Consider the following 25,900-nt stretch of genomic DNA (forward strand, 5'->3'; position numbering starts at 1 on the left):
CGTGGTCATTGCCCGCCGCGCGCGGGAAATCATCCCGCGCGGTGATGCCGATGCGCCAGACCGGATGAGTCTTGGCTATTTTCGCAGTCGGATCGCCCCGTCGGCTTTTGAACTCATGTCCTTGCGGGTATGGCCGTTGGCGAGGGAGGCTTCAAAGTAGTTTTCTGCATGGTCGATCGCGCCAAGTGGCGCCGGCCGGCCCGCTCTCGCGATCTTGGAAATTTCCCGGCCAGGCGGGAGCAGCCGCTCGGTTACGTCGACGACCTGATGCGCCGAACTGCTGCTTCTCGACCAAGCCGCAGATCGATGGTTCAATCCCCAGATTGCTGCCTGCGTTCTGTTTTGAACCCGGATCTTGCGAAGGATCGCCTTGATGTGAACCTTCACCGTGGCTTCGGCAATCTTGATCTTGCGCGCAATGCACTTGTTGGAATCGCCTTCAATCAGGCATTGCACAATTGAAACTTCCCGCGGCGAAAGTTGCTGAGCCAGCGTGTCATCTGCCGTTGCGACGGCGCGATCGTCATCGTTGGCTACGGGAGCATCGTCCACCTCGCGTTTCTCGGTATCGAGGGCGGACGTCAAGAATGCGGGCGGGAATACCGTCCCACCCATCATGACGAGTTCGATGGATTTGATGAACGCGTCGCAGTTCATCACGTCGATGAAATATCCGGTGGCGCCGGCCCGGAATGCGGCAACCAGATCACTCAGGTGAAAGTGATCCGCGACAACTGCCACACGTGCATCCGTGCAGCGGCCCTTGAACGATTCGATCTGCTCGACTGTCGAGCGAAAATCATCGCCGCTATGAACAATGAGGAACAATGCCTGACTGGCGGGGACGTTCTGAAGCGCCTCGTCGCTCGGCCAATCATCGGCATCGTCTATTGAGGCTAGGACAAAATTCTCCGAATTTAGAATTCTTGCAAGGCCTTCTTTGCGAAGACTATTTTCACCAACCAGCGCAATGGCAAAAGGATATCGCCGTCTCATGGAAACTCTCCCGGACGCTACAATGATACAAGCGGTTGAACGGTTGAACCCGGTTCATTTTCGGTGGCCCGCCCAGCTAAAAAGAACGACGTAAAAACAAGCTTCCTCAGATTTGGTCGATGGAACAAACCCGGGACGAAAAGCGCTTAACCCACTCAGAAAATATTTACGAATGTTAGATGCTAATCCCCAATATCCCTATATACCGTTGGTTATAGGGCATTTGGGGCCGTCAACTTGACGAGGGCGGTCGCCGGGTCCTGGTCGACGGACGCTCGCTGAGGGTGTGTCGGATCGTCGCTGCGATTACGCGTTGTGGAATCATGTTTATCGGCGCGCTCCAGGCGGTAGATTCACGGGGCCACACGACAACAAAACCTTACTAGCATGTCGCATATTAGAGTAACTTATTAATGACATGGGCGCCGATCTGAACTGGAGGGGGACTGAGGGTTGATCGGAAATGCATTTCAGTCGTGTTGTAATTGCCAGTAGATATCCAGTCGTTTTATTGGGTCTGAACTGCCTGCTCGAAGCAGAGCGCGATTTCAAAGTTGTTGCTCGCTGCAATGACATTGCGAGCTGCTTCAAGGCAATGCAGAGCCTTGCGCCGGACATCGCCATTCTGGACATGTCGATGCCCGACATTTTTGGGCAGGCCATGCTCGAGGTCGCAAATTCCGGGGCGCTCGGTGTGCGGCTCGTGTTTCTTGCCGCCTCGGTTGAGGATCGCGATCTCGCCATGCTCGCAGCAGCGGGAGCTTGCGGTGTTCTTCTGAGCGAGGAGGAGCCTGAAACTCTCTTGCAGACGTTGCGGCAAGTCGCCGACGGTCAGAAGACGTTGCCTCCGCCCTCGTACGAAGAAGCCATCCCTTATGCGCAAACGACGATCCCGGAGAAATATCTTGCGGTGCTGACGGACCGCGAGCGTCAGATCATGCGTTTGGTGTCGGAGGGCCTATCGAACAAGGAGATTGGCCGCCGTCTGAAGGTGGCCGACGGTACCATCAAGGTCCATCTGCACCACATCTTCCGCAAGCTCGAGATCAGCAACAGGACCGTGCTTGCTACGCTGGCCGTCTCATATTCCGGGCCGACCGGCGTTCCATCCGCCGAATAGCGGCGACGGCATTTTTTCGTCGAGCTTCGCGCGAGATGATCATTCCCGCTAGATCAACGGGCTGCCTGTACGCTTGGAGAACACAGAGAACGAGCGTCTCAAGGCAGTTGCGATGAAAACGCCTGCACAGCAGCCGGCGCCTTTGACGAGCATGTCCCTCACGTATCCGTGTCTGTCGGGGAGCAGTCTTTGGATGAGTTCGAAGCCGACGACCATAGCTAGCAGGACGAGCAGTATTGGCAGCACGCGCTTCGGATAGGCGAACGAAAAGGCGACCCCGATAATGAACAGAGCTGCAAAACGATCGATGTTCGCCGATACCAACGTGTGCGGACGGAATGCCAGCGGTGTATCGGTGACGATGAAGAGGCCCAAGACTAATCCCCATGCCAGACATCGGAATACGGTTTGCGTCATCCCTTGTGAGTCAGCAAGAACGGAGCAACTTGGTTTCATCATTCGCATTCGCAATTACTCTTCAGGCGCGGCCGTTTGAAAGATGGATCGTCGTTCCACGATGGGGGCAAGCCTAACTGCGGATCGCCATGATGGGCTAAGTCTTGCCAAGCCACTGGCCAATTTCCCTGGATCCGATGACCTGTTTTGGCCGGTACGGGTTGATTGTTCCGGCCGAAAGTCTCTCGATGCGCCGGTCCTCCGCCAGTTTCCTTGTGAACTGCTTCGCATCCTGTTCGGATACGAATGTCGCGGTCCTTCGTGCGTGCCTGTCGGGAGGAGCATCGCGTTGATCAACGAAGGAGACGTACCAGATGTGCCTTGCTGTCATGCGGGACCTCCGAGGTCAGGTCTAGGCGCGAGAACAAATTCGAGACACCAGGCGGTGATGTTTGAAAGCGGATCGGCAGAAAGCTTCTTCTCCATGATGTAGTGGTGATTGGTTTCTGCGAGCCAAGGCAAGCCGGCGGCTGGTCCGTCCACCATGGACTGGAATTGCAGCTTTCGCTCAGCGTGTCTCCGGTGCGTTCTGAGTACTCCTACTGGACATCAAGCTTGCACGCTTCGCTCGATCGCGAAGTTTTAAGATGGCCACGAGGCGTCCCAGGCGAGCGCTGCGTCGCCGCTATTCAAACCGCAATGGAAAACCGAAGGACGAACAGTGACTGGCCGCCCGGTTCGGGGCTGTCGCTGATTTCGACATGCCAGCGAAGATGACGCAGGAATGGCTCCGTCACGTCGTGCTTGAGTATCTCGCCGCTCAGTTCAATCGCCGTCGTCCGTGCGGCGAAAATGTCGGGAAGATCCAAGCCGACATCATCGAGCACTGAATGGCCGCCGTGGATATGAAAAAAATACCGCGGCATGGGTGTCTCCGGACCAGGCGAGCATTCCGACGACTGCACCGAGCTCTACGCATCAGGATGGTGTCATCGCACCACAGTGAGGCGGACAGCAAGCCGCTATTCTAGGAGGGCCGGATCATCATTGTTAAGTACCCCGACGTGGACCTGCATCATCAGCGGTTCGGAAGGTCGAGCGACGCATCGGGTCGATAGCAGGGCAATCGCATTTGGAATGAACCGATTCTTCCGCGCCCTCATGCCCGGGACAAGCCCGGACGCGCCGAGATCTCTCTCGGACGGTCAAGGAAGCGCGCGGCAATCCCTGACACCCGAAGCTAACGAGCAGCGGCTCACGACGGCCGCTGGTGCCCGCCTGGCGCGCCGGTGATCAATTATTTGTGCGGTGCGGCAATATTGATATTGCATTGCAATAATAGCTGACTAACTCTGCTTCTCACGTGCCATTGAGGAGCCTTCCGTGATCAAGATTTCCGTCTCCACCATTGCCGCCGCTCTCGCGATCGCGAGCGCAACCGCCGTGTCCGCCGCGGAGCTTCCGACCTATGAGGCCGCGGGCCTGCCGATCTCGGCGGTGCAGGCCGGCGTCATTGGCGCCGCCAACGCCCGCGAGCAGGCGCCCGTTGCGACGACATCAGCGACGCCGCATCAGCTCAGCGTTCTGACGCCCCGCAACAAGATGACGACCGCGCGGGCCGCTGCCCGCACCGACCGTTCGGTCCACTGATTGGAAAGCCCATACCCGGAAGGCCCGCGACGAAGTCGCGGGCCTTCCTCGGGCGAATCCCCGCAGATCAAAATAGATCGCGCTCAGCAGGTTCGACGCAGGCTCGTGCCGCTCGCCGCCGCGAGGTGGTGCCTGGCGGCGGACAGCAAGCGTCATGTCGATTGGTTGAACCCGCGTAGATGCCGATCGAGTAGATGCCGATCGGACAGCCAGCCTTCCTTTCGGCGGCTCATGGGCAAGCCGCGCACCCCAACATGCAAGTGATCTGAGCAAATGGGTCGTCCGGAGGAAGGACGATCAGCTTGCAGGCTTCGAGACAACGGATGCATGCGTCGCTCGCGTGCGTTGCCTTGCCGCTGCTGTCCAGGGCGGGGGCGACCTTCCGCGAAAGCGAGACGATCGCGATGCTGAGCCCGTCGGTCAGTGCTGCAAAGACTTTTCCCTCAGGCGAGGTCGGCTCCGCGAGCTTGATGCCCACCCTGACGTAAGCGCCTTGTGCCGCCTTGCCGGGCAATTCCTTGATATTCTCGATCAGGCCCCGTGGTATCGATATCCAGGTGTCCGGGGCCAGGTCAGACGCGAACTCGACGACGTTTTGGGATTTGGCGTCTCTTGTGAAGCCTGTCACATACGTGGACATAGAGTTCTCCTCCTGCACAAGTAGTCCGCACGATTCAACCTCATCGCTTGTGAGTTGCATGTGAAGCACCTTACACCGCCAATAATTATTGGAGCGGCGTTCCCGGGCGGATGACACGCCTCACGCCACTGGCCCAAACTCGCGCAGGTGCAGTTTGATTGCGGCGTCGACCTCGTCCGGGTCATCGACCTGAGGCAGATGCCCGGCGCCGGGAATGATCGCCAGCCGGCAACCCAGCAGCGTCGCAAGCTCCGTCATCGGCTGCACCAGCAGCTGGTCGTTTGCGCCCACGATCATCGTCAGCGGCACCTGCAGCTGCTTGACGCCGTCGAGATAGGCGAGGGACTGGATTGCGCGCGCGCAGCCGATGAAGCCTTCGGGATCGGTTTGGTTGATGCAGTCGAGCAGCGTCGCGGCGATTGCCGGATATGCCGTGAGAAAGGCGGGTCCGAACCAGCGCTCGGCGGTCGGCGCCGCCAGCGCCGCAATGCCGTGTTCGCGCACCAGCGCGATCCGGTCGTCCCAAGCGGCGGCGAATGGTGGCGGTGCATCGGCCCGTGCGGCGGTCGCACAGAGGCTGAGGAGGCGGTGGGGATGGCGCACGCCGAGACCGAACGCCGTCATGCCGCCTTGGCCGCGCGATGCCTCCGATTGTCCGTGACCCCTGCTGTCGAGCGCGAGCACGCGATGGCCGCGGGCAGCAAGCGCGAGTGCCTGGCGATGCCAGATCGCGCTGCTGGTCAGGATCGAATGGCAGAGCAGCACCGGCGTCCCGCGCTCGGGGCCGCCGCTGCGGACGCTGAGCCGCCCGGCCTTGCCCGGCGCATCGTGCCGGACAAAGCCCTGCCATGCGGCAATCTCGATCGGGGCCGGTTCAGTCGACAAGGCCCATCTCCGCGAACACGTCCTTGGCGATGCGGAAGCTGTCGAGCCCGGCCGGCATGCCGCAATAGACCGCGATCTGCAGGAACACCTCGCGCAACTCGGCCTTGCTCAGTCCGTTGTTGAGCGCGCCGCGGATATGCACCTTGAGCTCATGCGGCCGGTTGAGCGCCGCGATCATGCCGAGGTTGAGCAGGCTGCGGCTGCGCTTGTCGAGATCGGGGCGATTCCAGATCTCGTCCCAGCAATATTCGGTCGCGAGCTTCTGGATCGGCCAGTTGAAATCGTCGACCGCCTTCAGCGATCGCTCGACATAGGCGTCGCCGAGCACGGTGCGGCGGGTCTGCAGGCCGCGCTCGAACTTCTCGCCGCGGGGATTTGCGTCGGTCATCATCGTCTCCTCTTGAACTGTGGTCACGCCAGCGCCGGCTCGGCGAGCGGCGCGGTCCAGGCGTCATGGCCGTAGACCCAGTCCGGATCGGTCGGGTTCTTGAGCCAGGTGTTGGTGCGCGAGCTCGCCTGGACGCGCGATGTTCTCGGCTTGCGCGTCGCCTCGAAGCGGCGGAAGGCGTCGGAAACGCCGTCGCGATCGACGCCCTTGAGGCAGCGCGACAGCACCGCGGCGTCCTCGATCGCCATCGCCGCGCCCTGCGCCATGTAAGGCGTCATCGGATGGCAGGCGTCGCCAAGCAGCGTGATGTTGCCGTCGCTCCAGCGCGGCAGCGGATCGCGGTCGACCAGCGCCCATTTGTGCACTGACGGGCAGGCCTCCAGCACTTTGCGGACCTGCGGATGGAAGCCTTCGAACGCCTTGCGCAATTCGTTGACGTCGCCGGTGGCCGACCAGGATTCCACGGTAAATCCAGGCTCCGGCTGGCTGGTCACGAAATAGACTTCGCTGCGGTCCGGCTTGACGTAGTAGATGACGATGTGACGATCGGGTCCCCACCATTTGGTGCAGTCGTCGATCGGATAACCGTTGAGCAGCGATGCCGGGAACACCGTGCGATAGGCGATGCGGCCGGTGAAGTTCGGTTCATCACGGCCGAACAGTCGCTCCTTGACGAAGGAATGCACGCCATCGGCTGCCACCACGGCGTCGACCGTCGTGCTGTGGCCGTTGGCGAAGCTCAGCGCCACCGCGCGGTCCGCGCGCTGTTCGATCGCGGTCAGCTTGTGGTCGAGACGAACCAGCTTCTCCGGCACGGCGCTGGCGAGCGCCGCATGCAGATCGCCGCGATGCCCGAGCAGATAAGGCGCGCCATAGCGCTCCTCGGCGGCAGGGCCGAACACCATGTCGAAGCGCACCTCGCCGGTGTCGTGCTCCTTGTTGTTCCAGGAGCGCGGATAGAACGCCTCGCGGCGCAGCAGCGGCTCGAGGTCCCACGCCCGCATCACTTTCATGGCGTTGCAGCCGATCTGGATGCCGGCGCCAAGCCGCGTGAAGCGCTGGGCCTGCTCGTACATCGTCACATCAATCCCTGCGCGGGTCAGCGCCGCGGCGGAGGCAAGCCCGCCCATGCCGGCGCCGATCACCGCCACCGAAAGTCTGCTCATTGTCGTTCCTCACAGCTTGCGCCGGTTGATGACCGGCCTCTCCGCTTTTGTCGGCCAAAGCCGGCGGCGCCCGCAAACGAGTAATGCTGACGGAGCGTGAGGTGGGCTCACGCGGGATGGCCTCATTCGCGCCTCGCGCCGCCATCGCCGATCGAGACGGCGGTCGGCCTGTGAGCTGAGGTCACGCTGCCTGAGCTTAACTCGTTTGCGCTTCGGCCAATCGCCCGCCAACGTTCCAGCGCTGCCGCATCGGCGTCTGCCGATGATCTCTCCCGCGCGGCCAACACCAAAGACTCCCGAGGATCGACGCCCATGTCCACGATCACCAATGACGGCGCCGCCCGTCTCGACGCTGTCGCTGCGCCCTGGCACGCGCGTCTTTATGTCCAGGTGCTGATCGGCATCGCGCTCGGCGTGCTCGTCGGCTATCTCTGGCCCAATATCGGCGCGGCGCTGAAGCCGCTCGGCGACGCCTTGATCAAGATGATCAAGATGGCGATCGCGCCGATCGTCTTCCTCACCGTGGTGCACGGCATTGCGAGCCTCGGCGACATGCGCAAGGCCGGACGGATCGGCGTCAAAACCCTTGTCTATTTCGAGATCGCCACGACCGCGGCGCTGATCCTCGGCCTTGTTGTCATCAACCTGGCGCGCCCCGGCGTCGGCATGCATGTCTCGCCTGATACGCTGGATTCCCACCTTGTCGCCTCCTACGTGACGCAGTCGCACGACCAGTCCGTCGTCGGCTTCCTGATGAACGTCATTCCGTCGACCGTGGGCGGCGCGTTCACCAGCGGCGACACGCTGCAGGTGCTGTTCTTCGCCGTGCTGTTCGGCATCGCCCTGCAACGCTATGGCGAGCGCGGCAAGCCGGTGCTCGAGGCGATCGAGAGGCTGTCGAAGATCCTCTTCATCCTGATCGGCATGATCATGCGGATCGCGCCGATCGGCGCATTCGGCGCCATGGCCTTCACCATCGGCAAATACGGCGTCGGCTCGATCGTCGCGCTGTCGCACTTCATGCTGGTGTGCTATCTCACCTGCGTGCTGTTCGTGATCGTCGGGCTCGGCATCGTGTCGCGTCTTGCCGGCTTCAGCATCTTCAAGCTGATCCGCTATCTCCGCGAGGAGCTGCTGCTGGTGCTCGGCCTGTCAGGCTCGGAATCGGTGATGCCGCGCTTCATCGACAAGATGAAGGCCGCCGGCTGCGCGGAATCGACCGTCGGCCTCGTGATCCCGACCGGCTACACCTTCAATCTCGACGGCACCTGCATCTATTTGACCATGGCCGCCGTGTTTCTCGCCCAGGCTACCGACACGCCGATGTCGCTGGTCCAGCAGATCGGCCTCGTGGTGGTCTGCCTCTTGACGTCGAAGGGCGCGGCTGCCGTGCCGGGCAGCGGCTTCATCGTGCTGGCCGCGACGCTGGGCTCGATCGGCCATGTTCCCGTGGCAAGCATCGCGCTGCTGCTCGGCATCGACCGCTTCATGTCGGAGGCGCGTGCGCTGACCAATTTCATCGGCACCGCGGTGGCGACCGTGGTGGTGGCGCGCTGGGAAGGCGACCTCGACCGCGCCCAATTCGTCCGCGCTCTCGACAATCCGGACGCCGCCACGCTATCTTCCTGAGCTTTCCGGAGACGCGACACGACCATGAGAAAGTTGCCACCGCTCAATGCGGTGCGAACATTCGAGGCGGCCGCGCGGCACGTCAGCTTCACCAAGGCCGCCGAAGAGCTGCTCGTCACCCACGGCGCCGTCAGCCGCCAGGTCGCGCTCCTCGAGGACTGGTTCGGCGTCAAGCTGTTTCGCCGTGCCCCCTCGCAACTGACGCTGACCGCCGCCGGGCAGATCTACTATCGCGAGGTCACGGCCATCCTCGATCGGCTGGCGCTCGCCTCGATGGACATGAAGGCGTACGGCTCGCCGTCGGTGCTGCGCGTCAGCGCGCCGCCGACCTTTGCGATGCGCTGGCTGATCCGCCGCATCGCGTCGTTCCAGCGGATGCGTGCCGATGTCGAATTGCGGCTATTGACCTCGATCGGACCGCTCAATGTCAACGACCGTTCATTCGACGTCGCGATCCGCGGCAATGTCGGCGAGCCGGTCGGCTGGATGTCGCAGCACTTCATGACCGAGCTGATCGCGCCGGTCTGCCATGTCGATCTCTTGAGCCGCGGGCGGCTCGCCACCCCCGATGATCTGCGGCATCACACCCTCATCACCTATCTGACCGAGCCCTATGACTGGCCGCGCTGGCTCGCCCAGGCCGGCGCCGAGATGAGTGCGGATCAGGAGACGCTGCGGTTCGAGCAGATGTTCTTCGCGCTGCAGGCGACAATCGAGCGCATCGGGATCGGGCTGTTTCCGCTGTTTCTCGTGATCGACGAGCTGATGGCGGGCCAGCTCTGCCTGCCGTTCGGCGACCTCGGCCTGCGCAAGCGCGAATACCGCTCGTTCTATCTCGCCGACAATGAAAGCGCCGGGGCCATCGCCGACTTCACCGCATGGCTCGCCGATGCCGGGCGCGAGACCGAGCAATTCATGCTGGACTGGGCCACATCGAAGGGCTGGAGCTTCTAGCGAGCGCATGTCGGACGTCGCGTCTTCAGGCTGGACCGCGCGACGATGCCGGCTCTATGACAGATGAGGGGGAACGCCGATGCCCAACATATCCCGCCGGCCATTCCTGCGGCTTGCACTCGGCGCGGCGACGCTGCCGCTTGCGTCGATCGGTGTCGGCGCGGAAACCATCGCGCGCCCGGTCACCATGATCGTGCCGTTCGCCGCGGGCGGGCCGACCGATGTGCTGGCGCGGATCCTCGCCGAATATATGCGCGGCACGCTCGGCCATCCCGTCATCATCGAGAACGTCACCGGCGCCTCCGGCACCGTTGCAGGCCTGCGCGCCGCGCGGGCGACACCGGACGGCACCACGATCACGATCGGGCATTGGGGCACGCATTGCCTGAACGGCGCGATCTATCAGCTGCAATATGACGTGCGCGAATTCGCGCCGATCGCGCTGATCGCCAGCGGGCCGCAGCTCATCATCGGCCGGCCCGATCTGCCGGCGCGGAATCTGAAGGAGCTGATCGCCTGGCTCAAGGCCAATGGCGGCAAGGCGACGGCGGGCACCGCGGGCCCGGGATCCGGCGCGCATGTCGCCGGCGTGTTCTTCCAGCAGTTGACCGGCGCGAACTTCTCCTTCGTGCCGTATCGCGGCGCCGGTCCGGCGCTGAACGATCTGATGGCCGGGCATATCGACATCATGTTCGATCAGGCCTCGAACTCGCTGCTGCAGGTGAAGAGCGGGACCGTGAAGGCTTTTGCGGTGACCCAGTCGTCGCGGCTTGCATCGGCGCCGGAGATTCCGACGGTCGATGAAGCCGGATTGCCGGGTCTCTATATCGCCTATTGGCACGGCATCTGGGCGCCGAAAGGCACGCCCGCTGACGTCGTGTCGATCGTGTCGAATGCGGTGATATCGGCGCTTGCCGAGCCTGCCCTCAGACAACGCTTCGCCGAGCTCGGCCAGGAGATCCCGCCGCCCGACCGACAGGGCCCCGACGCGCTGCGCAGCCATCAGGCTGCCGAGGTCGAGAAGTGGTGGCCGATCGTCAAATCGGCGAATATCAAGGCGGAATAGCTGCAATTATTTGATTCGATGACGTTTTCTGACGTGACGGGCAGCTGCGCGCCAAGGCATCTGTCATGGCAGGGCTGGCAGCTTGCAAGCTCGGCACTGGAAATCGTCGCCGCGCTCGTCGGGGCGCACTTCGAATTCCTCCGAGACCCGGACAATTCGGTTGCGAAGCGGGGCGACCTCGGACAGCTCAGCGTGGCCCGTGCGTCGGCATTTCGGGCACCGCAGGATCTCAATCCAGCTGGAGTGGGTCATGACGTGGTCTGTAAACGCTTGCCGGAATGATAGCCCCGTCTGGCGCGAAGAAAATTGATCCAGCTCAAAAATGCGGTCGTATCTCCCCCAATTCCACCTGTTCAAACGCCGAAGCGCGTTTCGAGGTCCCGGGGCGAGTGCTGTCCAAATCGGTGAAAACCCTGACCGCGTTAACCTTTGATTAACCATGCGGTCCGATTGTTAACCATTCGACAAGACAACTGAGTCAGGGGCGATGGACGCAACTCAACAGGTCGCACGTCAGCAGGTCCGCATGCGCGGCCGTTCCTACGTTGCGTTCGTTTTCTCGCCGGTCGTGCCTGTCGTGTCCTGGCTGGCCGAGATCGACGCGACGCTGGCGAAGTCGCCGGGCTTCTTCACCGGAAAGCCCATCGTGCTCGACCTCTCGGCGGTCGACCTCAGCCAGACCGCGATCGCGCATCTGATCGGCAGCCTCGGTGAGCGCAACATCCGCATCCTCGGGATCGAGGGCGTCGACGAATCGAAGCTCGGCGCCAACATGCCGCCGCTTCTGACCGGCGGCCGGGCCTGCGCGATCACCCATGTCGAGCCGCAGAAGCCGCAGGTGCAGGAAAAAAACAAGGACAAGGACAAGACCAAGTTGCCATCGCTGCTGCTGGAGAGCCCGGTCCGTTCCGGCCAGTCGATCGTGTTCGCCGAGGGCGACGTCACCGTGCTCGGCTCGGTCGGCTCCGGCGCCGAGATCGTCGCCGGCGGCTCGATCCATGTCTACGGCACGCTGCGCGGCCGCGCGATGGCCGGCATCAACGGCAATTCGGCGGCCCGCATCTTCTGCCAGAGGATCGAGGCCGAGCTTCTCGCCATCGACGGCTACTACCAGACCGCGGAAGAAATCGCCGACAGCTTGCGCAACCGGCCCGCCCAGGCGTGGCTCGAGGGCGAAATGCTGCGCATCACACCATTGAACTGACCGACCACAAGGAGAGAGAGAATGGCCAAGGTATTGGTCGTGACGTCTGGGAAGGGCGGGGTCGGCAAAACGACCTCAACCGCCGCGCTCGGCGCGGCGCTCGCGCAAATGGGTCAGAACGTCGTCGTCATCGATTTCGACGTCGGCCTGCGCAACCTCGATCTGGTAATGGGCGCGGAGCGTCGGGTGGTGTTCGACCTCATCAACGTGGTGCAGGGCGTCGCCAAGCTGCCGCAGGCGCTGATCCGCGACAAGCGGCTGGAGAATCTCTGGCTGCTGCCGGCGTCGCAGACCCGCGACAAGGACGCGCTGAGCGAGGAGGGCGTCAAGCGCGTGATCGCCGACCTCAAGACCAAGTTCGACTGGATCCTGTGCGACAGCCCGGCCGGCATCGAGCGCGGCGCGACGCTCGCGATGCGCTACGCCGACGAAGCCGTCATCGTCACCAATCCGGAAGTGTCGTCGGTGCGCGACTCCGACCGCATCATCGGCATGCTCGATTCCAAGACGGTCCGCGCCGAACGCGGCGAGCGCGTCGAGAAGCATCTTCTGGTCACCCGCTACGATGCCGGCCGCGCGGCGCGCGGCGAGATGCTCTCGATCGACGATATCCTGGAAATCCTTGCGACCCCGTTGCTCGGCATCGTCCCGGAAAGCCAGGACGTGCTGCGCGCTTCCAATGTCGGTTGCCCGGTCACGCTGAACGCAGCAAGCAGCGCGCCGGCGCGGGCCTATACCGACGCGGTACGCCGCCTGATGGGCGAGGCGGTGGAGATGACCGTGCCGGTTCAACGCAAGGGGCTGATGGATCGGCTACTGCGACGGAGGGCGGCATGATGAACGTAATGCGGCTGTTCGGCGGCCGCGCCGCATCGGCGCCCGTCGCGCGGGAGCGGTTGCAGATCCTGCTTTCGCATGAGCGTGGCCGGACCGGCGCGCCCGATCTCCTGGAGACACTTCGCTCGGAAATCCTGAGCGTGGTTTCCAAGCATATCGACGTCGACCCCGACAAGGTCGTGGTCCGGATGGACCGCGGCAAGTTTGTCTCGATGCTCGAGGTCGACATCGAGGTTCCCAATGGCGTGCAACGATCAAAGATGGTGGCGGCCACATGACGGCAGACAGCGATAGTCACATTGCCTGGCAGCGCGCGCAGCTCAAGAAGCTGCGGGCGGCGTTGAAGGCGATCGAGGTCGATCAGCTCGGCAAGGCCAATTGCGGCCGCGCGACGCAGATGACGATCGACGAGTTGCAGCGCAAGATCGGCGAGTCGGGCCGCTGCATCGCCGAGTACGAGCGCCGCACCCGTCGTCCGTTGGCGACCGACCTCGGCAGCCTCGCCAGCGTCAGCTGGACGCACTGGAACGCCAACATGCCGATGGCCAAGGCGTCGCGCCACCGCGCGTGACAGGACACCAAGTCTAGGCACCGTCATTGCGAGGAGCGACAGCGACGAAGCAATCCATGCTTCAACGTGTGCGGCACGATGGATTGCTTCGCTTCGCTCGCAATGACGATTGGCTACAGCAAGAACGACAGCGCCGTCTCGCAACTATCCTCGATCTTGAGGGTGAGCAGCTCGTCGGCGCGGGTGCGGCCGAGATTGACGGCGGCGATCGGCAGGCCGCGCTGCTCCGCCATCCGGACGAAGCGAAAGCCGGAATAGACCATCAGCGAGGAGCCGACCACCAGCACGGCGTCGGCCTGCTCGAGATGCGCCTGCGCTGACGCGACCGTATCGCGCGGTACGTTCTCGCCGAAGAACACCACATCGGGTTTCAGCACGCCGCCGCAGGCTTCGCAGGCCGGCACCACGAACGACGAAAAATCCTGCTCGAGATCGGCGTCGCCGTCGGGTGCGTCAGCGGCATCGAGCGTGAGCCAGGCGGGGTTCAGCCGCGCGAGCTCGTCCTGAAATTGTTCGCGCGGCATCGTCGCGCCGCAGCCGAGGCAGCGCACCACGTCCAATCGGCCGTGCAGGTCGATCACGCGCTGGCTGCCGGCGGCCTGGTGCAGGCGGTCGACATTCTGGGTCAGCAGCAGCTCGCAGCGTCCTTGTTGTTCGAGCTTGGCCAGCGCGCGATGCGCGCCATTCGGCGCCGCGCGGCCGAACCGTCGCCAGCCCACCATGCTGCGCGCCCAATAGCGCTGCCGCGTCGCCGCCTCGCCCAAGAACGCCTGGATGGTGACCGGGCGGGTCCGCTTCCAGTTGCCGTCGCTGTCGCGGTAATCGGGAATGCCGGAATTGATGCTGCAGCCGGCCCCGGTCAGGACAAACAAGCGCTGGTGGCCGGCGACGAAATCCTGCAGGGCGGGGTGTTGCATGGCAGCACATCTAGTGCGGCGCGCGCGCCTGCGCCAGATGTGGGGTCTGCCGCGAGAGGACCTTTCACGCGGCCTCTGCGTTGACCGCATGGCACCCGAGACGTGGTGCTGCGCGCGCCTGCTTGTTGGGTTGGCGCAATTGCCGACGGAGTGATCGATGCGGCCGGGATTCATCGTCGTCGTTTGCGGATTGATGTCGCTGGCGCTGTCGCCGTCCCATGGTCAGGATGCGGGCGTGTCCGGCGAGCAGGCGTTCAACAATTCCTGCCGCACCTGCCACACCGTCAAGGACGGCGACAACCGCGTCGGCCCGAACCTGCACAATGTCGTCGGCCGCAAGGCGGGATCGGTTGCGAGCTTTTCTTATTCGGAGGCGATGAAATCATCCGACATCGTCTGGGATGAGAGCACGCTGCTGCGCTTTATCGAGGATCCCGAGGCCGTGGTGTCGGGCAACGGCATGAAGCCGTATACCGGCGTGCGCTCGGCGGAGGATCGCGCCAGGATCGTGGCGTTCCTGAAATCCCCCGGCAAGTGACCGTTGGCGGAACGCCGGTCTCACCTTGCCGGCACGACGAAGACCTGTCCGGGATAGATCAAATTGGGATTGCGGATCTGCTGCGAGTTGGCCCGATAGATCACGGCGTAGCGTTGTCCGGCGCCGAATGCGCGCTGGCTGATCCGCCACAGGCTGTCGCCGCGGGCGACGGTGGTCGTCGTGATCTTCGGCACGATCACGGCGGAGGGGGACTTCACATCAGATGCGGTGGCGGTTGCCGCTGCGGCGAGCTGCGGTTTGGCCATATCCGCACGGGCGGACGAGGCTTGCGATGCCGGGATCGATGCGGTCGTCATCGTGTCCGGAACGTTGAACGGCACCTCGGCACGCGCGCGGACCTTGCCGGAGGTGGGGTCGACGTCGTCAAGCCGCACCTGATAATTGCCGGCGGTCACGCCCTTGTTGATCGTGACCGAGAGGTACCCCTTCTCGTCGGCTGTCGCGGACGTGATCAAACTGCCGTTGAGATAGAGCCTGACGGTCGCGCCGGGAGCTGCCTGACCGCTCACATGGAGCTTGCCGTCCGGTTCGGTCTCGACGGCCTCGATGGCCACTTTCCCAGCCGCCGGCGCCGTGGCCGCAGGTTGCGACAGCACGCGGACCGGTTTGTCCGGTGCCATCAGCGCCACCATCGGCCGCTCCCTTGTCGCAGCCTCGAGCGCCACTGCCACGCTCTGGGTGGAGGTCACCTGCTTGCCGTCACGCGTCATGCGCAGGGTCAGGTCATAGTTTCCCGGCGGAAGCGGGCGCGGGACCATGACGAACTGGCCGGACTTGTCCGCCACGACGCGATCATGCACTTCGCCATTGCGCAGCAGTTCCACCGTCGTGCCCGGGTGCGCCCGGCCGGCGACAACGGTCTCGCCGGTCGGTTCGATGTTGACGACGTCGAATTCCGGCACCGCGCCGCCGCCTGGTGCCGGCGGCGGCCCCGCCAGCGCTCCGGCCAAGGCAGCGGTCTCGCTTTGCGCCTTTGCCAGCGCAGTCTTGTCCTGGTTTCGTGCGTCTTGATTTCGCGCGGGAGCGGCCGGTGCGGATGGTGCCGTCGCCGTCAAAGGCGTGTTCCCGCCCAGGATTTGCTGGGTTTGGCGGATGCCGAAGACGAGCGCCGCCGTGCCGCCGGCGGCAAGTGCCAGCAACGGTATGACCAGTCGAATCGCCGTGGCGTTCATGATTGTCATCCGCGGATCAATGCCCCCGCGCGTCCGCGCGCGCGATCCCGCACCCCGCGGGGATTCCCGAACAGACTGCGCCGGTTTGCGCCGGCCATCAAGTCGGATGAAGGGATTACTTCTCTCGGGCAGGCCGGCCGACCTGGCGGCTCACGGCGCTCGCCCGCGCCGGGATCCCGTCAGGTTCAGAACTCCAGCGCCGCATTGTCCACCACCTCCTTCATGACGAAGAAGGTGCGGGTCTGCCGCACGCCGGGCAGCGCGATCAGCTGATCGCCATGGATGCGTTTGAAGTCGTCGACGTCGCCGGCGCGGATCTTGAGGAAGTAGTCGAAATCGCCGGCGACGAGGTGGCAGTCGAGCACACATTTGAGCTTCGCCACCGCCTGCTCGAAGCTCGCAAAGCTTTCCGGCGTCGAGCGGTCGAGCACGACGCCGACCATGACCAGTGTGCCCTTGCCGAGCTTGCGCGGCGCCACCATGGCGCGGACGCCGCTGAGATACCCGTCGTCGAACAGCGCCTGCGTCCGGCGATGGCAGGTGGCGGGGCTGACGCCGACCTGTTCGGCCAGCTCGGCATTGCTGAGACGGCCGTTCTTCTGCAGCAATCTCAACATCTTGAGGTCGATGCGGTCGAGCCGCGCGGCCATGAAAGAATCTCTCGCGGTTGAGCGGTTTTGTGAGAGAAAACATATCATCCGTGGCAAATCCAGCAATTTCCGGTAATTCCTCAAGCTGAGTTAGAGAGCACCTTTCGCTCCAGGGGTGATAGCTGTGGCCGCCGTTCCAGACCACCAAAGAGGATGCCAGCATGCTGGAGAAGTTCGCGCGCTATCCGCTCACATTCGGGCCGACCGCCATCGAGAAGCTCGATCGGCTGTCAAAGCATCTCGGCGGCAAGGTCGAGCTCTATGCCAAGCGCGAGGATTGCAATTCCGGGCTCGCCTATGGCGGCAACAAGCTGCGCAAGCTCGAATACATCATCCCCGACGCGATCGCCTCCAACGCCGACACGCTGGTCTCGATCGGCGGCGTACAGTCGAACCACACCCGCATGGTCGCGGCGGTCGCGGCCAAGATCGGCATGAAGTGCCGGCTGGTGCAGGAAAGCTGGGTGCCGCATGAGGACGCGGTCTATGATCGCGTCGGCAACATCCTGCTCTCGCGCGTCATGGGCGCCGATGTGCGGCTGGTCGACGAAGGCTTCGACATCGGCATCCGCAAGAGCTGGGAGCAGGCGATCGAGGAAGTGAAGGCGGCGGGCGGCAAGCCCTACGCGATTCCGGCCGGCGCTTCCGTGCACAAATATGGCGGGCTCGGCTATGTCGGCTTCGCCGAAGAGGTGCGCGCGCAGGAGCGTCAGCTCGGCGTCAAGTTCGACTACATCGTCGTCTGCACGGTGACCGGCTCGACCCATGCCGGCATGCTGGTCGGCTTCGCCGCCGACGGGCGCGCGCGCAACGTGATCGGCATCGATGGCTCGTTCACGCCCGCGCAGACCAAGGCACAGGTGCTGTCGATCGCGCAGAACACCGCAAAGCTGGTCGAGCTCGGCCGCGACATCGTCGAGGATGATGTCGTGCTGATCGAGGACTACGCCTATCCCGCCTACGGCGTGCCGTCGGAGGAGACCAAGGAGGCGATCCGCCTCAGCGCGCGGCTGGAAGGCATGATCACCGACCCCGTCTATGAGGGGAAGTCGATGCAGGGCATGATCGACCTGGTGCAGAAGGGCTATTTCCCGGCCGGATCGAAAGTGCTCTACGCCCATCTCGGCGGCGCGCCGGCGCTCAACGGCTACGCCTACGCGTTCAGGAACGGGTGAGGCGGGCTACGCATTCTCACCTCCCCTTGAAAAGGGGAGGTCGCTTTGCTCGCCAGAGCAAAGCGGGTGGGGATCTGCTTTCTCCGCTTGCAGCGTCGCCTGCGGCTGACCCCCATCCCGACCTTCCCCCTTTCAGGGGGAAGGAGAAGAGCCGTAGCCCGGATGCAGCGAAGCGTAATCCGGGCCCGTGTCGTTCGGGGATTATCCCGGATTTCGCTTCGCTCCATCCGGGCTACGCATTCTCGCCTCCCCTTTTGCGCGCAGAGCAAAGCGTGTGGGGATCTGCTTTCTCCGCTTGCAGCGTCGCCTGCGGCTGACCCCCGTCCCGACCTTCCCCCTTTCAGGGGGAAGGAGAAGAGCCCGGATGCAGCGAAGCGCAATCCGGGGCCCGTGCCGTTCGGGGACTATCCCGGATTTCGCTGCGCTCCATCCGGGCTACGTTCCATGTCCCACGTCAGGTCCGCGTCAGCTTCGCCCGGTATTTTTGCCGGGCCGGGCGAGTTGGGAGACCATCGCGTGAGGATGAATGCATTCGGCCGAGCCGCCGCCGCGCTCGGCGTTGGCATCGTCGCCGTGGGGCACTGGTTCTGGGTCTACCAGGGCCAGGGTGCCACGCCGCATGCCCGCCTGCTGGCGATGAATCACGCGGTCGAACTCTACGCCGGCATCTTCCTGATCGGCGTCGGCGTCCATGCCCTCGCATCCTGGTACTGGTTCAGCGAACCAAATCCGCCGGCGCGCTCCTCGGTTGGGGAGCCGCAATAGCGTCCGCCTTCGCGGCGAAGGGGAAATGTCCCCGATTGAGGTGCTGTCCTGGTGTAGGACACTCGCTGCAAGGAACCAGGACGCCTGCAATCCGTTACAGAATTTCAATCCCTTTTCGCCGGAGGGGCGGTTTGATGCGATTGCATTCTGAGCGGATAGATGGTGTGGAGATTGCCTTCGCCAGCGTTTTGGCAATGTCGTTCATCGGGCTTCTTGCCAGCATAGCGTGGCTTCTGTTCGCGTAAGTGCACCTTGCGATAGCCTCAGTGTCCCCCGGCACTGGGGCCGTGTTTCTATGGAAGTGGCGAGCCTGAGCGCCTTTGTAGCGATTTGTCTGGAGATGGGACGCCATGACTGAGGTGGCCTTGCTCAACGACGCCGTTGATATCGGACCTTCGCCGAAACAGTCTTGTTTGTCCGATCGTCGGCCGGATCAGATATTTAAAGGCAAGGCCAAGACAGATGATCGGCACCAAGATCGGCAAGTATGCCAAAATCGCAAGGGCGGCCAACCATTCCGGGCTGCGCTGCTCCCGCCAATAATACACCGACGCCGCGATGACGTGGGCCACCAATAGCGCCGCCCAGATGGCTAGCGCGACGTTGACCGGCTCATCGAATGTCAACGCTTCCCATGCGGCTTCACCCGGCCTTGAAGGCGTGCTTTCGCTTTCCATGGCGTGCTCGACCTCCCTCAGCTTCCAACCCCTGCGATGGCGGGGTATTCCGTGTGGAATGCGACGGGGGACGAAAGCAGCGAACAGGCTGGAACTCCGCTCACCGACGGAGAACCCCGGATGCCCCTCTGTTCTGCTCATTGACTTAAATCAAGAACGAATGGTGTCCCATGGACATTGATGGGGCCAGAACATCCGATGGCTGTCTCGGTTGTCCCACTGAGAACATTGACCGAGTTGCGGTTTCAGTTCGCTTAATCCGAATCAGGACTGCGAAATCCAACTTAGGACGGGGGCTTGAAAACAGACAGGACCCCGATTGAGGTGCTGTCCTAGTTAGGACACTCGCAGCCGGGAATTAGGACACCCGGCCCGGCCCGTTAAGCATCCGGACGATTTCTTTACCTTTGATTTACCCAAGTTAATTGACTGGCTCACGCTTTGATTGGATCATCGCGTCACTGGGCAGGGAAGGTTTCATTAAGGACAATTTTTTGAGGCCCAGAGGGGCTAGCCCGATTACCGACGGCGGCGGCTCGGACAGGAATGAGAACGGCCCCAGCATTACCCTCCAAGGGTGCTGGGGCCGTTTCTTTGGGGATTTTGCTCAGTAATCTCCGAAATCCAACTCAGGACACGGGGCTTAAATACGGACAGCACCCGATTGAGGTGCTGTCCTAGTTAGGACACTCGCAGCGGGGAATTAGGACACTTGAAAACAGGTCCGTAATGGCCCGGAATCCACAACATCGTTAAAAGTCTAAATATTGGCGAGAGCTACAGCCCTCTGCTGAGAGGTAGGGGCATTTTGAGTGGCTGTTCAGCGGGGGCCGCATTTTGGTGCGGCCCCCTTTTGATTCACACGGGATGCTGCGGCCGTTTCATTTGGAATACGGGAAGGGCAATTGCCGTTGCCGCATGCCCGGCGCTGGACGAGCGCTGGGACGACAAAGTGCAACTCGGCCCCGGCCTGATGGTCTCCCTCCGGTGAGGGCCGCCTTGTCGGCTTAAGTCGAGTGCTGTGTAACAGTCCTTATGGACAGCAATAAGGGCAGTACTCAGGTTGAACGGTTCGAGGTTGTTGAGACTGGCCGGCGTCGTCGGTGGACCGATGATGAGAAGCTCAAGATCGTTTTGGAGAGCCTGCAGACCCCACGGTCCGTCTCATCGACAGCGCGGCGATACGGCATCTCGCGCTCGCTGCTGTTGACTTGGCGGCGATCGTTTGGGGCCCAAGCGAGCGGTGATGAAGAGCCTCAGCCTAGCTTTGTGCCGGCGATGGTGATGCCGGACCAGCCGCCAGCGCAGCCGACAGCTTTAGCGACGTCAGCGAGCGGGCGCATCGAAATTGTCTCGGCTAGAGCTTATCGAGTGATCGTAGATGCCGGCGTTGATATGACCGCGTTGTCTCGCGTGTTGGATCTGCTGGAGCGGCGATGATCCCGATCGCAGCGGGGGCGAGAATCTGGATCGCAACCGGTCATACTGACATGCGCAAAGGCATGCAGGGTCTGGCATTGCTGGTGCAGGAGGGCTTGGGGCGAGATCCCTTTGCCGGCGACGTCTTTGTGTTCCGTGGTCGTGCCGGCACACTGATCAAAGCGCTTTGGCACGACGGGGTCGGGCTATCGCTTTACGCCAAGCGGCTTGACCGTGGGCGCTTCATCTGGCCAGCGACGGTGGATGGCGTGGTGTCGCTGACCGTAGCTCAGATGGGCTATTTGCTGGAGGCGATCGACTGGCGCAACCCGCAACACAGCTGGCGGCCGCAGAGCGCCGGATAGGTTACGCAATAATCCCGTGAGATTGCAAAAAGCCCGCGCCAAATCGCGGCTTTTGTGATTCCATCGGTGCATGGGTGACGGTGCCGAGAAGCTGCCGGAAGACATTGAGGCGCTGCAGGCGGCGTTGCTGGCAACGCGCGCCGAACTTGCCGGCGTTCGCGCCCAACAGTCTGACGACCAGGCGCTGATCGCCCACCTGAAGCTGCAGATCGAAAAGCTAAACCGTGATCGTCATGGCCCTCGCTCGGAGCGTACCGCAAGGCTGCTGGATCAACTTGAAATGACGCTGGAGGAGCTCGAGGCCTCAGCGACCGAAGATGAACTGGCCGCCGAAATGGCCGCATCCAGGATCACGAATACCACCACCGTGGCGTCGTTCACCCGCCAGCGGCCATCCCGCAAACCATTCCCGGATCATCTGCCCCGCGAGCGTGTGATTGTATCAGGGTCGACCTCATGCGCCTGCTGCGGCGGTTCGCGGCTGTCCAAGCTCGGCGAGGACATTACCGAGACGCTGGAGGTGATCCCGAAGTCCTGGAAGGTGATCCAGCACGTCCGGGAGAAGTTCACCTGCCGTGATTGCGAGAAGATTAGTCAGGCGCCGGCGCCATTCCACGTCATCGCTCGTGGTTGGGCCGGTCCGAGCTTTTTGGCGATGGTGCTGTTCGAGAAGTTCGGCCAGCACCAGCCCCTGAACCGGCAGGCCGAACGCTATGCCAGGGAGGGCGTGCCGATCAGCCTGTCGACCCTCGCCGACCAGGTTGGCGGTTGTACGGTCGCGTTGACGCCCCTGTTCCGGCGCCTCGAGGCCCATGTGCTGAGTACCGAGCGACTGCACGGCGACGACACTACGGTGCCGGTCCTGGCCAAAGGCAAGACCTCAACCGGCCGAATCTGGGTCTATGTGCGCGACGACAAGCCTTTTGGCGGGCAGGCCCCACCGGGGGCAGTGTTTTATTACTCACGCGATCGCGCCGGCGAGCATCCCCAGGCCCATCTGGCCGGCTACAGCGGCATCTTCCAGGCCGACGCCTATGGCGGCTATGGCAAGCTTTACAACTCGGGCCGCAACGCAGGTCCGATCCTGGAAGCCGCATGCTGGGTCCATGCCAGACGGCCGTTCTTCGTGATGGCTGATCTGGCGGAGAATGCGCGCCGCAAAATGCAGGGCAAAAAGCCAGCGGTGATCTCGCCTCTGGCGCTGGAAGCAGTCCGCCGGATCGACGCCTTGTTCGAGATCGAGCGAGGCATCAACGGCGAGACGCCCGAACGGCGCCGGGCCGTCCGCCAGGAGCTCAGCGCGCCGCTGGTCGCCGGTTTGGAAACCTGGATGCGTGAGCAACGCGCCAAGCTCTCGCGGCGCAACGATGTCGCCAAGGCGATGGACTATATGCTCAAGCGCTGGAGTGCGTTCACCCGCTTCCTCGACGACGGCCGCATCTGCCTGTCGAACAACGCCGCCGAACGAGCCCTGCGCGGCATCGCCCTGGGACGGAAGTCGTGGCTGTTCTGCGGCTCCGACCGCGGTGGCGACCGTGCCGCAATGATGTACAGCCTAATCGTCACTGCCAAGATGAACGACGTAGACCCTCAAGCCTGGCTCGCCGACGTCCTGGCGCGCATCGCCGCACATCCAGCCCAAAAGCTCGATGAACTGCTTCCGTGGAATTGGCGTGACCGAAACAAGCGAGCCGAAAAAGCAGCCTGAGTGACCGCTACGCGGTCCTCATCGGATGCTTACGCCTGATGCCTCGCTGGGGCCGTTTCTTTTTTACGAGATGAGATCGCCGGGCGACTTGTGATCAACGAGGTTGAGGCCGGGTGTGGCCGGGGAAGAGAGCGAAATGGATGGGGCTGCGTCGCAGCGCCCATCGTCCGCGTCCCCTCTCCAAGCGTAAGCGTCGTTCTCAGGCCACGGCTTTGAGGGCTTGAGCGCGGTAGGCCCAGGGCAGTAGCTGGTCGATGTCGCGGTTTGGATGCCCGTTGATGATTTTGGTCAGGACGTCGGTGAGATAGGCGAGCGGATCGACGTCGTTGAGCTTGCAAGTCTCGACCAGGGACGCGACCACAGCCCAATGTTCGGCACCGCCGTCGGATCCGGCAAACAGCGCGTTCTTGCGACTGAGCTTGATACCACGGATTGATCGTTCGACAGTATTGTTGTCGAGTTCGATGCGGCCGTCATCGATGAAGCGCGTTAAGCCTTGCCAGCGCGAGAGGGCGTAGCGGATGGCCTCGGCGAGCTTGATCTTCTGGCTGATGAGAGCCAGCTTGGTGCGCAGCCATACCTCGAAGGCATCGGCCAGTGGTCGGCTCTTCTGCTGCCGCACGAGGCGACGCTCCTCCGCGCTGCGGCCGCGGATCTCCTTCTCGATCGCATAGAATGCGGCGATGTGCTTCAGCGCCTCGCTCGCGATCGGAGCGGGGCCGGCTGTCGCGAGTTCGTAGAAGTTGCGCCGCATGTGCACCCAGCAGAAGGCGAGTTCGACCTCGCCACGTCCGGCAAGCTTTGGGTAGGCGTTGTAGCCATCGACCTGCAGGACGCCCTTGAAGCCGGCAAGATGGCTGAACAGCCGCTCGGCTTTGCGGTCGGGTGCATAGACATAGGCGATGCCGGGCGGATCAAGGCCGCCCCAGGGCCTGTCGTCGGCGGCATAGGCCCAGAGCTGGCCGGTCTTGGTACGCCCTCGACCGGGATCGAGCACCGGCACCGTCGTCTCGTCGGCGAACAGCTTGGACCTCGCTCGAAGCACCGTGAGAAGGCGCTCATGCAGCGGGCGCAGATGGAAGGCGGCATGCCCAACCCAGTCCGCCAGTGTCGATCGATCGAGAGCGATGCCCTGGCGGGCATAGATCTGGGCCTGCCGGTAGAGCGGCAGATGATCGGCATATTTGGACACCAGAACCTGGGCGACGGTTGCCTCCGTCGGCAGTCCGCCCTCGATCAACCGGGCCGGAGCCTCGGCCTGCAGGACGCCATCTTCGCAGGCTCGGCAGGCGTATTTGGGACGTCGGGTGACGACAACGCGGAACTGCGCCGGCACCATGTCCAGCCGCTCGCTCTTGTCTTCGCCGATCTGGTGCAGGTCGCCCTTGCAGCAGGGGCAGGTCTTGGCATCGAGGTCGACCACGACCTCGATCCGCGGCAGATGCGCCGGTAGTGCTCCGCGATTGTTGCGGCGCTTGCGTGCGCGCTCCGCCCGGCCTTCCGGAGCTGTCTCGTCTTGGCTGGCTTCCGTACAGGCCGCAACCTGCTCGACGTCCTCGAGACCGAGCAGCATCTGCTCCTCGGGAAGCGACTCTGCCTTCCGGCCAAAGCGATGACGCTGCAACTCCTTGATGATCTGGCGCAGCCGCTCGCTCTCGTGCCGCTCGGCAAGCAGCATCGCCTTCAGCGTCTCGGGATCATCAGGAAGGTTATCGCTCACAGGCAAATCAGAGCATATTCGCGCCCGCCTGACGACGTGCTCGATGCCCCTGATTCACTTCGCCGCAGCGCGGCCCACAATTATCCGGCTTGCGTCGGCACGACCGTCTCCCGTGCCGCGTGGACACGCCGCCAATCAAGTCCTTCGAGCAGCGCCGACAATTCCGCCGCCGACAAACGCATCACGCCATCCTCGATCTTCGGCCAGCGGAAGACGCCTTCCTCGAGCCGCTTGGCGAACAGGCACAAACCCGTACCATCCCAGAAGATCAGCTTGATCCGGTCTGCCCGCTTGGCACGGAACACATAAACAGCACCCGAGAACGGATCGGCCTTCATGTGCTCGCGTACCAACATCGCAAGCCCCTCCATTCCCTTGCGGAAGTCGACCGGCTTGGTTGCCACCATCACCCGGACAGTTCCGGACGGGCCGATCACCGGCTTGCCTTCAGCGCATGGACGATGGCCGCAATCATCGTCACGTCGGCGCCTCGGCCGACCCGGATAGTGACGCCTTCGGCTTCGATCTCGATGCCCTCGACATCCGGCTTGGCCTTGCGTCGCGCTGTCTTGCGCTCATGGCCAACAGCCACGGCCGGTACCATGGCGTCTACCACCGCCGGTACAAACGGCGGATCGTCAGCCATCGGCGTCGGCAACCGGCGTGCTTGCCGGCGCCAGGTGAACACTTGTTGTGGGGTCAGCCCGTGTCGCCGGGCAATCTCGGAAACGACCGCGCCTGGTACCAGCGTCTCCTCGACGATCCGGGCCTTCTCGTCCTTGGAGAACCAACGACGGCGTCCCGTCTCCGTGATCACTTCCAGCCGGCGCGCCGTCACGTCCGACTTAAGCGTATGGTCAAACATAGACACAAGCCGATCCCTTCAAAGAGATCGTGAAACTCGCCTATCCCATGTGCCGCGAGAAGGTGGGAGCGGAACGACGCTTACCTCCAAGCGGCGCCAGTAGGTCAAGGAAAAGGTCATGCTGATGGCTGGCGAACGCGAACTAACAACAGGGCTTTTGGCGAAGGATGCCAGTTTCCGCTTGCTCGTGACCGGACAGATCGGCGTCAAGGAAATCGAACGGCTGATTAAGAAACTCGAACTCGACAAAGAGATTTTGGCCGAACAGGACGAGGAAGAGGCCGCCAACTGAGGCGGCCTCCTTTACGTTAATGGCAAGGCTTTCCCGACATTTGGGCCGCCCTGCTATGGCAGCCATCATGCATGGAAGTTCGTTTCGCGTTTTTAGCGGCGCCCTTTTGGCCGG

Annotated in this window: 31 protein-coding genes; 17 read left to right on the top strand and 14 right to left on the bottom strand. The window is 63.0% G+C overall.

The window, feature by feature from the left end; all coding sequences use genetic code 11:
- Positions 1-75 precede the first annotated feature (75 nt).
- Positions 76-996, bottom strand: a complete 921-nt coding sequence (locus ACE10X_RS01935; RefSeq protein WP_038385684.1) for a response regulator transcription factor — start codon at positions 994-996, stop codon at positions 76-78.
- 463 nt (positions 997-1,459) lie between these two features.
- Here ACE10X_RS01935 and ACE10X_RS01940 point away from each other — a divergent pair, with 463 nt between their 5' ends.
- The gene (locus ACE10X_RS01940) at positions 1,460-2,116 is read left to right on the top strand and encodes a response regulator transcription factor (protein ID WP_244435843.1); all 657 of its coding nucleotides are present in this window, start codon (positions 1,460-1,462) and stop codon (positions 2,114-2,116) included.
- A gap of 48 nt (positions 2,117-2,164) precedes the next feature.
- Here ACE10X_RS01940 and ACE10X_RS01945 read toward each other — a convergent pair whose 3' ends face one another.
- Together ACE10X_RS01945 and ACE10X_RS01950 are read right to left on the bottom strand one after the other, a co-directional pair.
- The gene (locus ACE10X_RS01945) at positions 2,165-2,491 is read right to left on the bottom strand and encodes a VanZ family protein (RefSeq protein WP_051003061.1); all 327 of its coding nucleotides are present in this window, start codon (positions 2,489-2,491) and stop codon (positions 2,165-2,167) included.
- A gap of 710 nt (positions 2,492-3,201) precedes the next feature.
- Positions 3,202-3,438 (bottom strand): DUF6894 family protein, encoded by a 237-nt coding sequence (locus ACE10X_RS01950; RefSeq protein ID WP_038385682.1) that lies wholly within the window; start codon positions 3,436-3,438, stop codon positions 3,202-3,204.
- Between the two features lie 457 nt (positions 3,439-3,895).
- Here ACE10X_RS01950 and ACE10X_RS01955 point away from each other — a divergent pair, with 457 nt between their 5' ends.
- Positions 3,896-4,162 carry a hypothetical protein gene (locus tag ACE10X_RS01955; RefSeq protein WP_375763974.1) on the top strand — a complete coding sequence of 89 codons (267 nt, stop codon included), beginning with the start codon at positions 3,896-3,898 and terminating at the stop codon, positions 4,160-4,162.
- Between the two features lie 229 nt (positions 4,163-4,391).
- Here the strand turns inward: ACE10X_RS01955 and ACE10X_RS01960 are convergent, their stop codons facing one another.
- The 4 genes from ACE10X_RS01960 to ACE10X_RS01975 form a co-directional block, all read right to left on the bottom strand.
- Complete coding sequence (locus tag ACE10X_RS01960; RefSeq protein WP_375763975.1) at positions 4,392-4,802, bottom strand: hypothetical protein; 411 nt, start codon at positions 4,800-4,802, stop codon at positions 4,392-4,394.
- Between the two features lie 120 nt (positions 4,803-4,922).
- Complete coding sequence (locus ACE10X_RS01965; RefSeq protein ID WP_375763976.1) at positions 4,923-5,687, bottom strand: alpha/beta fold hydrolase; 765 nt, start codon at positions 5,685-5,687, stop codon at positions 4,923-4,925.
- Complete coding sequence (locus tag ACE10X_RS01970) at positions 5,677-6,078, bottom strand: carboxymuconolactone decarboxylase family protein (RefSeq protein WP_375763977.1); 402 nt, start codon at positions 6,076-6,078, stop codon at positions 5,677-5,679. Before ACE10X_RS01970 ends, ACE10X_RS01965 begins: the two co-directional genes overlap by 11 nt.
- Positions 6,079-6,098: 20 nt before the next feature.
- The gene (locus ACE10X_RS01975) at positions 6,099-7,241 is read right to left on the bottom strand and encodes an FAD-dependent monooxygenase (protein ID WP_375763978.1); all 1,143 of its coding nucleotides are present in this window, start codon (positions 7,239-7,241) and stop codon (positions 6,099-6,101) included.
- Between the two features lie 312 nt (positions 7,242-7,553).
- Between ACE10X_RS01975 and ACE10X_RS01980 the strand changes: the two genes are divergently transcribed.
- From ACE10X_RS01980 to ACE10X_RS02015, 8 genes are all read left to right on the top strand, one after another.
- The gene (locus ACE10X_RS01980) at positions 7,554-8,870 is read left to right on the top strand and encodes a dicarboxylate/amino acid:cation symporter (protein ID WP_375763979.1); all 1,317 of its coding nucleotides are present in this window, start codon (positions 7,554-7,556) and stop codon (positions 8,868-8,870) included.
- A 24-nt stretch (positions 8,871-8,894) separates the two neighbouring features.
- A complete protein-coding gene (locus ACE10X_RS01985; protein ID WP_051003059.1) occupies positions 8,895-9,824 on the top strand; it encodes a LysR substrate-binding domain-containing protein in 930 nt (309 codons plus the stop codon).
- A gap of 79 nt (positions 9,825-9,903) precedes the next feature.
- Complete coding sequence (locus tag ACE10X_RS01990; RefSeq protein WP_375763980.1) at positions 9,904-10,890, top strand: tripartite tricarboxylate transporter substrate-binding protein; 987 nt, start codon at positions 9,904-9,906, stop codon at positions 10,888-10,890.
- Positions 10,891-10,908: 18 nt separating this feature from the next.
- Complete coding sequence (locus tag ACE10X_RS01995; protein ID WP_375763981.1) at positions 10,909-11,172, top strand: hypothetical protein; 264 nt, start codon at positions 10,909-10,911, stop codon at positions 11,170-11,172.
- A 205-nt stretch (positions 11,173-11,377) separates the two neighbouring features.
- Positions 11,378-12,094 (top strand): septum site-determining protein MinC, encoded by a 717-nt coding sequence (minC, locus tag ACE10X_RS02000; protein ID WP_028335249.1) that lies wholly within the window; start codon positions 11,378-11,380, stop codon positions 12,092-12,094.
- 21 nt (positions 12,095-12,115) lie between these two features.
- Positions 12,116-12,931, top strand: a complete 816-nt coding sequence (gene minD, locus ACE10X_RS02005) for a septum site-determining protein MinD (RefSeq protein WP_016842305.1) — start codon at positions 12,116-12,118, stop codon at positions 12,929-12,931.
- Complete coding sequence (minE, locus tag ACE10X_RS02010; protein ID WP_026192121.1) at positions 12,931-13,209, top strand: cell division topological specificity factor MinE; 279 nt, start codon at positions 12,931-12,933, stop codon at positions 13,207-13,209. Before minD ends, minE begins: the two co-directional genes overlap by 1 nt.
- Positions 13,206-13,502, top strand: a complete 297-nt coding sequence (locus ACE10X_RS02015; RefSeq protein ID WP_375763982.1) for a hypothetical protein — start codon at positions 13,206-13,208, stop codon at positions 13,500-13,502. Before minE ends, ACE10X_RS02015 begins: the two co-directional genes overlap by 4 nt.
- 113 nt (positions 13,503-13,615) lie before the next feature.
- On the opposite strand, the gene ACE10X_RS02020 is transcribed toward ACE10X_RS02015, so the two are convergent.
- Positions 13,616-14,419, bottom strand: coding sequence for an NAD-dependent protein deacetylase (locus ACE10X_RS02020; protein WP_375763983.1), 804 nt, complete (start codon positions 14,417-14,419; stop codon positions 13,616-13,618).
- Positions 14,420-14,576: 157 nt separating this feature from the next.
- Between ACE10X_RS02020 and ACE10X_RS02025 the strand changes: the two genes are divergently transcribed.
- The gene (locus ACE10X_RS02025) at positions 14,577-14,957 is read left to right on the top strand and encodes a cytochrome c family protein (RefSeq protein WP_063709688.1); all 381 of its coding nucleotides are present in this window, start codon (positions 14,577-14,579) and stop codon (positions 14,955-14,957) included.
- 20 nt (positions 14,958-14,977) lie between these two features.
- Here ACE10X_RS02025 and ACE10X_RS02030 read toward each other — a convergent pair whose 3' ends face one another.
- Both ACE10X_RS02030 and ACE10X_RS02035 read right to left on the bottom strand, forming a co-directional pair.
- Complete coding sequence (locus tag ACE10X_RS02030) at positions 14,978-16,150, bottom strand: LysM peptidoglycan-binding domain-containing protein (protein WP_375763984.1); 1,173 nt, start codon at positions 16,148-16,150, stop codon at positions 14,978-14,980.
- Between the two features lie 185 nt (positions 16,151-16,335).
- The gene (locus ACE10X_RS02035; protein ID WP_038385674.1) at positions 16,336-16,800 is read right to left on the bottom strand and encodes an Lrp/AsnC family transcriptional regulator; all 465 of its coding nucleotides are present in this window, start codon (positions 16,798-16,800) and stop codon (positions 16,336-16,338) included.
- Between the two features lie 161 nt (positions 16,801-16,961).
- Between ACE10X_RS02035 and ACE10X_RS02040 the strand changes: the two genes are divergently transcribed.
- Positions 16,962-17,975, top strand: coding sequence for a 1-aminocyclopropane-1-carboxylate deaminase (locus ACE10X_RS02040; RefSeq protein WP_304498254.1), 1,014 nt, complete (start codon positions 16,962-16,964; stop codon positions 17,973-17,975).
- Between the two features lie 522 nt (positions 17,976-18,497).
- On the top strand, positions 18,498-18,740 hold the full coding sequence (locus ACE10X_RS02045) for a hypothetical protein (protein WP_038385672.1): 243 nt from the start codon (positions 18,498-18,500) through the stop codon (positions 18,738-18,740).
- Positions 18,741-19,033: 293 nt separating this feature from the next.
- Here ACE10X_RS02045 and ACE10X_RS02050 read toward each other — a convergent pair whose 3' ends face one another.
- A complete protein-coding gene (locus ACE10X_RS02050) occupies positions 19,034-19,417 on the bottom strand; it encodes a hypothetical protein (RefSeq protein ID WP_244435842.1) in 384 nt (127 codons plus the stop codon).
- Between the two features lie 1,035 nt (positions 19,418-20,452).
- Between ACE10X_RS02050 and ACE10X_RS02055 the strand changes: the two genes are divergently transcribed.
- The 3 genes from ACE10X_RS02055 (at position 20,453) to ACE10X_RS02065 (ending at position 22,909) form a co-directional block, all read left to right on the top strand.
- Complete coding sequence (locus tag ACE10X_RS02055) at positions 20,453-20,857, top strand: transposase (RefSeq protein WP_038388979.1); 405 nt, start codon at positions 20,453-20,455, stop codon at positions 20,855-20,857.
- A complete protein-coding gene (gene tnpB / locus ACE10X_RS02060; protein WP_375763985.1) occupies positions 20,854-21,201 on the top strand; it encodes an IS66 family insertion sequence element accessory protein TnpB in 348 nt (115 codons plus the stop codon). Before ACE10X_RS02055 ends, tnpB (ACE10X_RS02060) begins: the two co-directional genes overlap by 4 nt.
- A gap of 70 nt (positions 21,202-21,271) precedes the next feature.
- Complete coding sequence (locus ACE10X_RS02065) at positions 21,272-22,909, top strand: IS66 family transposase (RefSeq protein WP_375762910.1); 1,638 nt, start codon at positions 21,272-21,274, stop codon at positions 22,907-22,909.
- A gap of 199 nt (positions 22,910-23,108) precedes the next feature.
- On the opposite strand, the gene ACE10X_RS02070 is transcribed toward ACE10X_RS02065, so the two are convergent.
- From ACE10X_RS02070 to ACE10X_RS02080, 3 genes are all read right to left on the bottom strand, one after another.
- Complete coding sequence (locus ACE10X_RS02070; protein WP_375764599.1) at positions 23,109-24,587, bottom strand: IS66 family transposase; 1,479 nt, start codon at positions 24,585-24,587, stop codon at positions 23,109-23,111.
- A gap of 122 nt (positions 24,588-24,709) precedes the next feature.
- Positions 24,710-25,066 (bottom strand): IS66 family insertion sequence element accessory protein TnpB, encoded by a 357-nt coding sequence (tnpB, locus tag ACE10X_RS02075; RefSeq protein ID WP_063980520.1) that lies wholly within the window; start codon positions 25,064-25,066, stop codon positions 24,710-24,712.
- Positions 25,063-25,494: a transposase gene (locus tag ACE10X_RS02080; protein ID WP_375762907.1), complete on the bottom strand. Its 432-nt coding sequence runs from the start codon at positions 25,492-25,494 to the stop codon at positions 25,063-25,065. Before ACE10X_RS02080 ends, tnpB (ACE10X_RS02075) begins: the two co-directional genes overlap by 4 nt.
- A gap of 118 nt (positions 25,495-25,612) precedes the next feature.
- Between ACE10X_RS02080 and ACE10X_RS02085 the strand changes: the two genes are divergently transcribed.
- Entirely contained in the window at positions 25,613-25,786 is a 174-nt protein-coding gene (locus ACE10X_RS02085; protein ID WP_157788191.1) for a hypothetical protein, read from the top strand.
- Positions 25,787-25,900 lie beyond the last annotated feature (114 nt).

The organism is Bradyrhizobium sp. Pha-3, assembly GCF_042258325.1.
GTDB lineage: Bacteria > Pseudomonadota > Alphaproteobacteria > Rhizobiales > Xanthobacteraceae > Bradyrhizobium > Bradyrhizobium elkanii.